Origin of the sequence: Pseudomonas sp. NY15181 (assembly GCF_048068055.1) — a bacterium.
GTDB lineage: Bacteria > Pseudomonadota > Gammaproteobacteria > Pseudomonadales > Pseudomonadaceae > Pseudomonas.
Window position 1 is genome coordinate 170,379 of the sequence record NZ_JBLUPT010000008.1, and the last position, 11,201, is coordinate 181,579.

An 11,201-nucleotide genomic window follows, 5' to 3' on the forward strand; every position below is an offset into this window, starting at 1 on the left:
GAGCATGAGCCTGATCGCTTCCGACCAATTCCGCATCGTTGTCGGTCTCGGCAAGAGCGGCATGTCCCTGGTGCGCTACCTGGCGCGCCAGGGCGTGCCCTTTGCCGTGGCCGATACGCGCGCGAATCCGCCGGAGCTGGCGACCCTGCGCGAGCAGTACCCGCAGGTCGAGGTGCGCTGCGGCGACCTCGATGCCGATTTCCTCTGCCGCGCCCAGGAGCTCTACGTGAGCCCGGGCCTGTCGCTGCGCGTCCCGGCGCTGGTGGAAGCCGCCGCCCGTGGCGTACGCATGTCCGGTGACGTCGACCTGTTTGCGCGTAATGCGAAGGCGCCGATCGTCGCCATCACCGGCTCCAACGCCAAGAGCACCGTCACCACCCTGGTGGGCGACATGGCCAAGGCCGCCGGCAAGCGCGTCGCCGTCGGCGGCAACCTGGGTACCCCGGCGCTGGACCTGCTGGCCGACGACGTCGAGCTGTATGTCGTGGAGCTGTCCAGCTTCCAGCTGGAAACCTGCGAGCGTCTCAACGCCGAAGTCGCCACCTGCCTGAACGTCAGCGAAGACCACATGGACCGCTACGACGGCATGGCCGACTACCACCTGGCCAAGCACCGCATCTTCCGGGGGGCGAAGCAGGTCGTGGTGAACCGTGCCGATGCATTGAGCCGCCCGCTGATCGCCGACACCGTTCCCTGCTGGACCTTCGGCATCAACAAGCCGGACTTCAAGGCCTTCGGCCTGATCGAGGAAGACGGCGAAAAGTGGCTGGCCTTCCAGTTCGACAAGCTGATGCCGGCCCGTGAACTGAAAATCCGTGGCGCGCACAACCAGTCCAACGCCCTGGCCGCGCTGGCTCTGGGCCATGCCATCGGCCTGCCGTTCGAGCCGATGCTGCAGACCCTGCGCGAGTTCGCGGGTCTCGCCCATCGCTGCCAGTGGGTGCGCGAACGCAACGGCGTGAACTACTACGACGACTCCAAGGCCACTAACGTCGGCGCCGCCCTGGCCGCCATCGAGGGCCTGGGCGCCGATATCGACGGCAAGCTGGTGCTGATCGCCGGTGGCGACGGCAAGGGTGCCGATTTCCAGGACCTGCGCGGCCCCGTCGCGCAGCATTGCCGCGCCGTGGTGCTGCTTGGCCGTGATGCCGAGCTGGTCGGCGCCGCCATCGGCAATAGCGTACCCAAGGTCCGCGTGAATACCCTGGACGAAGCCGTCGAGCATGCCGCCGACCTGGCGCTGCCGGGCGATGCCGTGCTGCTGTCGCCGGCCTGCGCGAGCCTGGACATGTTCAAGAACTACGAAGAGCGCGGACGCCTGTTCGCCAAGGCCGTGGAGGAGCTCGCCTGATGTTCTCCTTCCTGCGCCCCTATCCGTCCCCGCTGATCAGCCGCCACGGCATCGATATCGACTTCCCGCTGCTGGCGGGTTGCCTGGCACTGCTCGGCCTGGGCCTGGTGATGGTCACCTCGGCGTCGTCCGAAGTCGCCGCGGCGCAGTCCGGCAACCCGCTGTACTTCTCGGTTCGTCACCTGATCTACCTGGCCATCGGCTTCGTCGCCTGCGGCCTGACCATGATGATCCCGATGGAAACCTGGCAGCGCCTGGGCTGGAAGCTGCTGGCCATCGCCTTCGGACTGCTGGTACTGGTGATCACCCCCGGCATCGGCCGCGAGGTGAACGGTTCCATGCGCTGGATCGGTTTCGGCCTGTTCAACATCCAGCCCTCGGAGATCGCCAAGGTCTTCGTGGTGATCTTCATGGCCGGCTACCTGGTGCGCCGTCAGGAAGAAGTGCGCGAGAGCTGGCTCGGATTCTTCAAACCCTTCGTGGTGCTGCTGCCGATGGCCGGCCTGCTGCTGCGCGAGCCCGACTTCGGCGCCACCGTGGTAATGATGGGCGCCGCTGCCGCCATGCTGTTCCTCGGCGGCGTCGGCCTGTTCCGTTTCGGCCTGATGGTGGCCCTGGCCATTGCAGCCGTGGTGCTGCTGATCCAGACCCAGCCCTACCGGATGGCGCGCCTGACCAACTTCACCGACCCCTGGGCCGACCAGTTCGGCGCCGGCTACCAGCTCAGCCAGGCATTGATCGCCTTCGGCCGTGGCGGCTGGACCGGCATGGGCCTGGGCAACAGCATCCAGAAGCAGTTCTACCTGCCCGAGGCGCACACCGACTTCGTGTTCGCAGTCCTCGCCGAGGAACTGGGCATCGTCGGCGCCATGGCCACCGTGGCGCTTTTCGTCTTCGTCAGCCTGCGCGCCCTGTACATCGGCATCTGGGCCGAGCAGTCCAAGCAGTACTTCTCCGCCTACGTCGCCTACGGCCTGGCCTTCCTGTGGATCGGCCAGTTCCTGATCAACGTGGGCGTGAACGTCGGCCTGCTGCCGACCAAGGGCCTGACCTTGCCGTTCCTCAGCTATGGCGGCAGCTCGCTGGTGATCTGCTGCGCCCAGCTGGGAATGCTGCTGCGCATCGAATGGGAACGTCGCACCGTGATGGGTAGCGAGGAATATGAGTTCAGCGAAGAGGACTTTGCCGATGAAAGGTAACGTCCTGATCATGGCGGGCGGCACCGGCGGACACGTGTTCCCGGCCCTGGCCTGCGCCCGTGAATTCCAGGCACGCGGCTACAGCGTGCACTGGCTGGGCACCCCGCGCGGCATCGAGAACGACCTGGTACCCAAGGCCGGCCTGCCGCTGCACCTGATCAATGTCAGCGGCCTGCGCGGCAAGGGCATCAAATCGCTGCTGCGCGCGCCGTTCGATCTGCTCAAGTCGCTGTTCCAGGCCATCGGCGTGGTTCGCCAGCTCAAGCCGGTCTGCGTGCTGGGCCTGGGCGGCTATGTCACTGGCCCCGGTGGCCTGGCCGCCAAGCTGTCCGGCGTACCGCTGGTGATCCATGAACAGAACGCCGTCGCCGGCACCGCCAACCGCAGCCTTGCGCCACTGGCCAAGCGGGTCTGCGAAGCCTTCCCGGACACCTTCGACGCCAGCGCCAAGCGCCTGACCACCGGCAACCCGGTGCGCGCCGAACTGTTCCTGGAAGAAGGTACCCGCGCGCCGCTGCCGGGGCGCCGCGTCAACCTGCTGGTGCTGGGCGGCAGCCTGGGCGCCGAGCCGTTGAACAAACTGATCCCCGAAGCGCTGGCGCAGATTCCCGCCGACGCGCGTCCGGCGATTCGCCATCAGGCCGGTCGTCAGCACGATCAGGTCACTGCGGAGCGTTATCGCACGGCCGGTGTCGAAGCCGACGTCGCTCCGTTCATCGCCGACATGGCTGCCGCCTACGCCTGGGCGGACCTGGTGATCTGCCGCGCCGGCGCGCTGACCGTCAGCGAGCTGACCGCCGCCGGCCTGCCGTCCTTCTTGGTGCCGCTGCCCCACGCGATCGACGACCACCAGACCAAGAACGCCGAATTCCTGGTGCGGGAGGGCGCCGCCCACCTGCTGCCACAGAAATCTACCAGCGCCGCCGATCTGGCCGCGCAGTTGTCCGAGGTATTGATGCATCCCGATTCCCTGACCCGCATGGCCGACCGCGCTCGCAGTCTGGCCAAGCCCGAGGCTACCCGTACGGTGGTCGATGCCTGCCTGGAGGTGGCCCGTGGTTAAAGAACCCACCGGCGTTACCCGTACCATGCGGCGCATCCGTCGCATCCACTTCGTCGGCATCGGCGGCGTGGGCATGTGCGGCATCGCGGAAGTGTTGCTGAACCTCGGCTACGAAGTGTCCGGGTCCGACCTCAAGGCCTCGCCCGTGACCGAGCGCCTGGAGAACTTCGGCGCCGAAATCTTCATCGGCCACCGTGCGGAAAACTCCGACGGCGCCGACGTGCTGGTGGTTTCCAGCGCAGTGAACAAGGCCAACCCGGAAGTCGCCGCAGCGCTGGATCGCCGCGTGCCGGTGGTGCCCCGCGCCGAGATGCTCGCCGAGCTGATGCGCTACCGCCACGGCATTGCAGTGGCCGGTACCCACGGCAAGACCACCACCACCAGCCTGATCGCCTCGGTATTCGCCGCCGGCGGCCTGGACCCGACCTTCGTCATCGGCGGCCGCCTGAACGCCGCCGGCACCAACGCACAGCTAGGCACCAGCCGCTATCTGGTGGCCGAGGCCGACGAGAGCGATGCCAGCTTCCTGCACCTGCAGCCGATGGTTTCGGTGGTCACCAACATCGACGCCGACCACATGAGCACCTATGGCGGCGACTTCAACAGGCTCAAGCGCACCTTCGTCGATTTCCTGCACAACCTGCCGTTCTACGGCCTGGCCGTGCTCTGCGTGGACGACCCGGTAGTGCGCGAGATCCTGCCGCAGGTTGCCCGTCCGACCGTGACCTATGGCCTGAGCGACGACGCCGACGTCCGCGCCATCAACATTCGCCAGGAAGGCATGCGTACCTACTTCACCGTGCTGCGCCCCGAGCGCGAGCCGCTGGACGTCTCGGTGAACATGCCCGGCCTGCACAACGTGCTGAACTCCCTGGCGACCATCGTGATCGCCACCGACGAAGGCATCTCCGATGAGGCCATCGTCCAGGGCCTTTCCGGCTTCCAGGGCGTGGGCCGGCGCTTCCAGGTCTATGGCGACCTGCAAGTGGAAGGCGGCAGCGTGATGCTGGTCGACGACTACGGCCACCACCCGCGCGAAGTCGCGGCGGTGATCAAGGCCGTGCGCGGTGGCTGGCCGGAGCGCCGTCTGGTCATGGTCTACCAGCCGCACCGTTACACCCGTACCCGCGACCTGTACGACGACTTCGTGCAAGTGCTGGGCGAGGCCAACGTGCTGATGCTGATGGAGGTCTACCCGGCCGGCGAGGAGCCAATTCCCGGTGCCGACAGCCGTCATCTGTGCCACAGCATTCGTCAGCGCGGCCAGCTTGACCCCATCTACCTGGAGCGCGGCGGCGACCTCGCGTCGCTGCTCAAGCCACTGCTGCGTCCCGGCGACATCCTGCTCTGCCAGGGTGCCGGCGATATCGGCGGGCTGGCTCCGCAACTGATCAAAAATCCGATGTTCGGTGCTGCCGCTGATGCCGGCGCCGAGGGGAAGAAGCCATGAGTGACGTCCTCAAATCCACCCTCGATCCCCGCGCCTTCGGTCGCGTCGCCGTGCTCTACGGCGGCAAGAGTGCCGAGCGCGAGGTATCGCTGAAGTCCGGCGCCATGGTCCTGCAGGCACTGCAGGCCGCTGGCGTGGACGCCTTCGGCATCGATGTGGGCGATGACCTGCTGCAGCGTCTGATCAGCGAGAAGATCGATCGCGCTTTCATCATCCTCCACGGCCGTGGCGGTGAAGACGGTAGCATGCAGGGGCTGCTGGAAGTCGCCGGCATTCCCTACACCGGCAGCGGCGTGCTCGCGTCCGCGCTGGCCATGGACAAGCTGCGCACCAAGCGTGTGTGGCTCAGCCTCGGCCTGCCGACCCCGAACTATGCCGTGCTCAGCAGCGAGGCCGATTGCCGCGCCGCCGCTGCGGAGCTGGGCTTCCCGCTGATCGTCAAACCGGCCCATGAAGGTTCCAGCATCGGCATGGCCAAGGTGAACAGCGTGGAAGAGCTGATCACTGCATGGCAGGGCGCAGCCCAGTACGACTCGCAGGTCCTCGTCGAGCAGTGGATCAGCGGGCCGGAGTTCACCATCGCCGTCCTGCGTGGCCAGGTGCTACCGCCCATCCGTCTGGGCACTCCGCACACCTTCTACGACTACGACGCCAAGTACCTCGCCAGCGATACCCAGTACCAGATTCCCTGCGGCCTCGACGCCGCCAAGGAAGAGGAACTCAAGGACCTGACCGCGCGCGCCTGCGATGCCCTTGGCATCCAGGGCTGGGGCCGGGCCGACGTGATGCAGGACGCCGAAGGGCGTTTCTGGCTCCTGGAAGTGAACACCGCACCGGGCATGACCGACCACAGCCTGGTGCCCATGGCCGCGCGCGCGGCCGGCCTGGATTTCCAGCAACTGGTGCTGGCCATCCTCGCCGACAGCGTCGAGGCAAGGGGGTAAGCCATGAATGGCGCGCAGCTTCGTCACCAGCAACCCGGTATCGGCCGTGCGCCCGCGCGCAAGCCGGCGGCCCGTGGCGCCAGTCGCCTGGTGGCCAAGGAGCCGCTGAGCGCGCGCATGCCCAAGCCCAGCTTCGGCTTCCTCAAGGTGCTGCTGTGGCCGCTGGTGCTGGGTGTACTCGGCGTCGGCACTTATTACGGCGCGCAGTACGCGCTGCCCTATGCCGACCGCCCGATCGCCAAGGTCAGTGTGGAAGGTGACCTCAGCTACATCAGCCAGCAGGCGGTGCAGCAGCGGATCAGCTCCTACGTGTCGGCGAGCTTCTTCACCATCGACCTGGCCGGGATGCGCCAGGAGCTGGAGCAAATGCCCTGGATCGCTCACGCCGAAGTGCGTCGCGTGTGGCCCGACCAGGTGGTGATCCGCCTGGACGAGCAACTGCCGATCGCCCGTTGGGGCAACGAAGCGCTGTTGAACAACCAGGGCCAGGCCTTTGCCCCGCGCGAAGTGGCCAACTACGAGCACCTGCCGCGCCTGTCCGGCCCGCAGCGCGCTCAGCAACAAGTGATGCAGCAGTACCAGATTCTCAGCCAGATGCTCCGTCCACTGGGCTTCACCATTTCCAGCCTGGACATGAGTTCGCGCGGCGCCTGGACCCTGGGCACCGCGCAGGGCGTGGAGATCATGCTGGGCCGCGATCACGCGGTAGAACAGATTCGCCGGTTCGTGACCATCTACGACAAGGCGCTGAAAGATCAGATTTCGAAAATTGCGCGCATCGACATGCGCTACCCCAACGGTCTGGCCGTGGCGTGGCGCGATCCGGTGCCGGAAACGACGGTGGCCCAGACCACCGCCGTGCAGTGAGTTGAGGAGACTTCGATAAACATGGCAAGCGTGCAGAGCGGCAAAATGGTCGTAGGCCTGGACATCGGCACCTCCAAGGTGGTGGCGCTGGTGGGCGAGGTAGCGGCCGATGGCAAGCTGGAGATCGTCGGTATCGGGACGCACCCGTCGCGTGGCCTGAAGAAGGGCGTGGTGGTGAACATCGAGTCCACCGTCCAGTCGATCCAGCGCGCCATCGATGAGGCCCAGCAGATGGCGGGCTGCCGTATCCACTCGGCCTTCGTCGGCATCGCCGGCAACCATATCCGCAGCCTGAATTCCCACGGCATCGTGGCGATCCGCGACCGCGAAGTCAGCGGTGCGGACATCGAGCGCGTGCTGGATGCGGCCCAGGCCGTGGCCATCCCGGCCGACCAGCGTGTGCTGCACACCCTGGCCCAGGACTACGTGATCGACAACCAGGAAGGCGTGCGCGAGCCGCTGGGCATGTCCGGCGTGCGCCTGGAAGCCAAGGTGCACGTGGTGACCTGCGCGGTGAACGCCGCGCAGAACATCGAGAAGTGCGTGCGCCGCTGCGGCCTGGAAGTGGACGACATCATCCTCGAGCAGCTGGCTTCGGCCTACTCCGTGCTCACCGAGGACGAGAAGGAACTGGGCGTGTGCCTGGTGGACATCGGCGGCGGCACCACCGACATCGCCATCTTCACCGAAGGCGCCATCCGGCACACCGCGGTGATCCCGATCGCCGGCGATCAGGTCACCAACGACATCGCCATGGCGCTGCGCACCCCGACACAATATGCCGAAGAGATCAAGATTCGTTATGCTTGCGCCCTAGCCAAACTGGCCGGTGCGGGCGAAACCATCAAGGTGCCCAGCGTAGGGGACCGGCCGCCGCGGGAACTGTCGCGCCAGGCGCTTGCCGAAGTGGTCGAGCCTCGTTACGACGAGCTGTTCACCTTGGTTCAGGCGGAGTTGCGCCGCAGTGGCTACGAGGACCTGATTCCTGCGGGGATCGTCCTGACCGGTGGCACTTCCAAGATGGAAGGCGCGGTCGAACTGGCCGAAGAGATCTTTCACATGCCGGTGCGCCTGGGCGTACCGCACAGCGTCAAAGGACTGACCGACGTCGTGCGCAATCCAATCTACTCCACGGGCGTGGGCCTGCTCATGTACGGGCTGCAGAAGCAGTCCGACGGCATCTCCATGTCCAGCGGCAGCAGCAGCTTCAGCGACGAACCCAAGGCACCGGTACTGGAGCGGCTCAAACGCTGGGTCCAGGGCAATTTCTGATTTACCACCGCGGTAAACGTAGGCGACACAACTAGAAAGGAAGGAGAGGGGAAATGTTTGAATTGGTTGATAACGTCCCGCAAACAGCAGTCATCAAAGTCATTGGCGTAGGTGGCGGCGGCGGCAACGCCGTGAACCACATGGCCAAGAACAACGTTGATGGCGTCGAATTCATTTGCGCCAACACCGATGCGCAGGCACTGAAGAACATCGCCGCGCGTACCGTGCTGCAGCTCGGCCCGGGCGTGACCAAGGGCCTGGGCGCTGGCGCCAACCCGGAAATCGGTCGTCAGGCGGCGATCGAGGACCGCGAGCGTATCGCCGAGGTGCTGGAAGGCGCCGACATGGTCTTCATCACCACCGGCATGGGTGGCGGCACCGGCACCGGCGCTGCTCCGATCATCGCCGAGGTTGCCAAGGAAATGGGCATCCTCACCGTTGCCGTGGTGACCCGTCCGTTCCCGTTCGAAGGTCGCAAGCGCATGCAGATCGCCGACGAGGGCATCCGCTCGCTGGCTGAAAGCGTCGACTCGCTGATCACCATCCCCAACGAGAAGCTGCTGACCATCCTGGGCAAGGACGCCAGCCTCCTGGCCGCCTTCGCCAAGGCCGACGATGTGCTGGCCGGCGCCGTTCGCGGTATCTCCGACATCATCAAGCGTCCGGGCATGATCAACGTCGACTTCGCCGACGTGAAAACCGTCATGAGCGAGATGGGCATGGCCATGATGGGTACCGGCTGCGCCAGCGGCCCGAACCGCGCCCGCGAGGCCACCGAAGCCGCGATCCGCAACCCGTTGCTGGAAGACGTGAACCTGCAGGGCGCCCGCGGCATCCTGGTGAACATCACCGCCGGTCCCGACCTGTCCCTGGGCGAGTACTCCGACGTGGGTAACATCATCGAGCAGTTCGCTTCCGAGCACGCCACCGTGAAGGTGGGCACCGTGATCGATCCGGACATGCGCGACGAGCTGCACGTCACCGTGGTCGCCACGGGTCTGGGCGCGCGCCTGGAGAAGCCGGTCAAGGTCGTCGACAACACCGTGCAGACCCAGACCGTCAGCACCCAGGCTCCGGTTCAGCGTGAGCAGCAGTCGGTGAACTACCGCGACCTGGACCGTCCGACCGTCATGCGCAACCAGTCCCACGGCGGCGCTGCCACCGCGGCCAAGCTGAATCCGCAGGACGATCTGGACTATCTGGACATCCCGGCCTTCCTGCGTCGCCAGGCCGATTGAGTCGATTTATCAGGAGTATCAATGTGATTGGTGTTCAGCAAAGGGCGGTTCTGCTATCATCGCCGCCCATTGTTGAAAACAGTTCGCAACTAGCGCGAAAGCGGCCAAAGCCATGATCAGACAACGCACCTTGAAGAACATCATCCGGGCGACCGGTGTCGGCCTGCACTCCGGGGAGAAGGTTTACCTGACCCTGAAGCCGGCCCCAGTCGATACCGGTATCGTGTTCTGCCGGACCGATCTCGACCCGGTAGTGGAAATCCCCGCTCGAGCTTCGAACGTGGGTGAAACCACCATGTCGACCACCCTGATCAAGGGTGACGTCAAGGTGGATACCGTGGAGCATCTGCTGTCGGCCATGGCTGGCCTGGGTATCGACAACGCCTATGTCGAGCTGTCCGCATCGGAAGTACCGATCATGGACGGCAGCGCAGGTCCCTTTGTATTCCTGATCCAATCCGCCGGCCTGCAAGAGCAGGACGCGGCGAAGAAGTTCATCCGCATCAAGCGCGAAGTGACCGTGGAAGAGGGCGACAAGCGCGCCACTTTCGTTCCCTTCGATGGCTTCAAGGTGAGCTTCGAAATCGACTTCGATCACCCGGTTTTCCGTGGTCGCACCCAGAAGGCCGTTGTGGACTTCTCCAGCACTTCCTTCGTGAAGGAAGTCAGCCGCGCGCGTACCTTCGGGTTCATGCGTGACATCGAGATGCTGCGTTCGCAGAACCTGGCGCTCGGTGGCAGTGTGGAGAACGCCATCGTGGTCGACGAGTATCGTGTGCTCAACGAAGATGGCCTTCGTTATGAGGACGAGTTCGTCAAGCACAAGATCCTGGACGCCATCGGAGACCTGTACCTGTTGGGTAACAGCCTCATCGGCGAGTTCATCGGCTTCAAGTCCGGTCATGCCCTGAACAACCGTCTGCTGCGTACCCTCATCGCAGACAAGGACGCTTGGGAAGTGGTGACCTTCGAGGACGCCAAGACTGCGCCGATCTCCTATATGCGACCCGCTGCGGCCGTATAAAGGAACCTCCTTCCTTCAGTAATACATTCAAAGGCCACCCTCGGGTGGCCTTTTTTTATTCCCGCTGTTTGCTTCCTTGGCTCATTCCGCCGGTTTACGGCTACGGCTGGCGAGGCGCTCCAGGGCTGCCTTCAGTTGTGGGTTGTCGATGCCTTCGGCGGCTTCATGGAGCGTGGCGGCGGCGGATTCCGTCAGCCTAACGCTGCGTACTGGTGCGCTGGACTCGCTGCGTGGCTGCACCTTGAACAGGATGCGGGCAAGTCCCCTGAACTCCTCGTAAGCAGCGAGTTGCCGGAGCAGGCGGTTCTGCTGATAGCGCAGCCGCGTGGCCCAGTGGCCGTCGGTAACGATCAGCAGCAGGCTGCCTTCGCGCCAGGAGGCGATGCGGCAGTAGGGGCGTGCGGCGGGCTGCAGCTGCGAGTCGAGCAGTTCTTGCAGGCGCGAAAGACGCTGCGCCTCGACGAACAGCGATTGCAGGGGCTTGGCTTCGCGCAGCAGCTTGGTCGATGCCTGGGCGGGCAGGGGGCGGAAGGCCATGACGGAAACCCCGGGGGTGAATAAAGAGCGATGGTAGCAGATGGGGGATTCATCCGGTTGCAGGATGCTTGCCCCAGCGCAGCCTTGAAGTTGTGCGGCAGTGCCACCATATCAACCAGGCGGATCGAAAGTTGTTCGTCCATGCATTGCCCGAAATGTCGTGGAGTGCGAAGCTTCCAAGGATGACTTCGGCACTTTTTTCGTACACGTTTCCGGGTAGAATGCCCGCTTCGTTGCCGTTCCGCGCCGCGGCCAG

The 11,201-nt window shown here is 65.1% G+C and carries 10 protein-coding genes; 9 read left to right on the forward strand and 1 reads right to left on the reverse strand.

The window, feature by feature from the left end; all coding sequences use genetic code 11:
• Positions 1 to 4: 4 nt before the first annotated feature.
• The 9 genes from murD to lpxC all read left to right on the forward strand — a co-directional run bounded on the left by murD (position 5) and on the right by lpxC (position 10,408).
• Positions 5 to 1,351: a UDP-N-acetylmuramoyl-L-alanine--D-glutamate ligase gene (gene murD, locus ACNFBT_RS19120; protein WP_416751983.1), complete on the forward strand. Its 1,347-nt coding sequence runs from the start codon at positions 5 to 7 to the stop codon at positions 1,349 to 1,351.
• On the forward strand, positions 1,351 to 2,550 hold the full coding sequence (gene ftsW, locus ACNFBT_RS19125) for a putative lipid II flippase FtsW (protein ID WP_416751985.1): 1,200 nt from the start codon (positions 1,351 to 1,353) through the stop codon (positions 2,548 to 2,550). The genes murD and ftsW overlap by 1 nt, the downstream gene beginning before the upstream one ends.
• A complete protein-coding gene (gene murG, locus ACNFBT_RS19130; RefSeq protein WP_416751987.1) occupies positions 2,540 to 3,613 on the forward strand; it encodes an undecaprenyldiphospho-muramoylpentapeptide beta-N-acetylglucosaminyltransferase in 1,074 nt (357 codons plus the stop codon). Before ftsW ends, murG begins: the two co-directional genes overlap by 11 nt.
• Positions 3,606 to 5,063 (forward strand): UDP-N-acetylmuramate--L-alanine ligase, encoded by a 1,458-nt coding sequence (gene murC, locus ACNFBT_RS19135; RefSeq protein WP_416751989.1) that lies wholly within the window; start codon positions 3,606 to 3,608, stop codon positions 5,061 to 5,063. The genes murG and murC overlap by 8 nt, the downstream gene beginning before the upstream one ends.
• Complete coding sequence (locus ACNFBT_RS19140) at positions 5,060 to 6,007, forward strand: D-alanine--D-alanine ligase (RefSeq protein WP_416751991.1); 948 nt, start codon at positions 5,060 to 5,062, stop codon at positions 6,005 to 6,007. Before murC ends, ACNFBT_RS19140 begins: the two co-directional genes overlap by 4 nt.
• 3 nt (positions 6,008 to 6,010) lie before the next feature.
• Positions 6,011 to 6,874 carry a cell division protein FtsQ/DivIB gene (locus ACNFBT_RS19145; RefSeq protein ID WP_416751993.1) on the forward strand — a complete coding sequence of 288 codons (864 nt, stop codon included), beginning with the start codon at positions 6,011 to 6,013 and terminating at the stop codon, positions 6,872 to 6,874.
• A gap of 21 nt (positions 6,875 to 6,895) precedes the next feature.
• Entirely contained in the window at positions 6,896 to 8,146 is a 1,251-nt protein-coding gene (gene ftsA / locus ACNFBT_RS19150) for a cell division protein FtsA (RefSeq protein ID WP_152220768.1), read from the forward strand.
• 53 nt (positions 8,147 to 8,199) lie between these two features.
• Positions 8,200 to 9,384 (forward strand): cell division protein FtsZ, encoded by a 1,185-nt coding sequence (ftsZ, locus tag ACNFBT_RS19155; RefSeq protein ID WP_416751995.1) that lies wholly within the window; start codon positions 8,200 to 8,202, stop codon positions 9,382 to 9,384.
• 112 nt (positions 9,385 to 9,496) lie between these two features.
• Positions 9,497 to 10,408: a UDP-3-O-acyl-N-acetylglucosamine deacetylase gene (lpxC, locus tag ACNFBT_RS19160; protein ID WP_416751997.1), complete on the forward strand. Its 912-nt coding sequence runs from the start codon at positions 9,497 to 9,499 to the stop codon at positions 10,406 to 10,408.
• Between the two features lie 81 nt (positions 10,409 to 10,489).
• On the opposite strand, the gene ACNFBT_RS19165 is transcribed toward lpxC, so the two are convergent.
• A complete protein-coding gene (locus ACNFBT_RS19165; RefSeq protein WP_416751999.1) occupies positions 10,490 to 10,945 on the reverse strand; it encodes a DUF721 domain-containing protein in 456 nt (151 codons plus the stop codon).
• Positions 10,946 to 11,201: the final 256 nt, after the last annotated feature.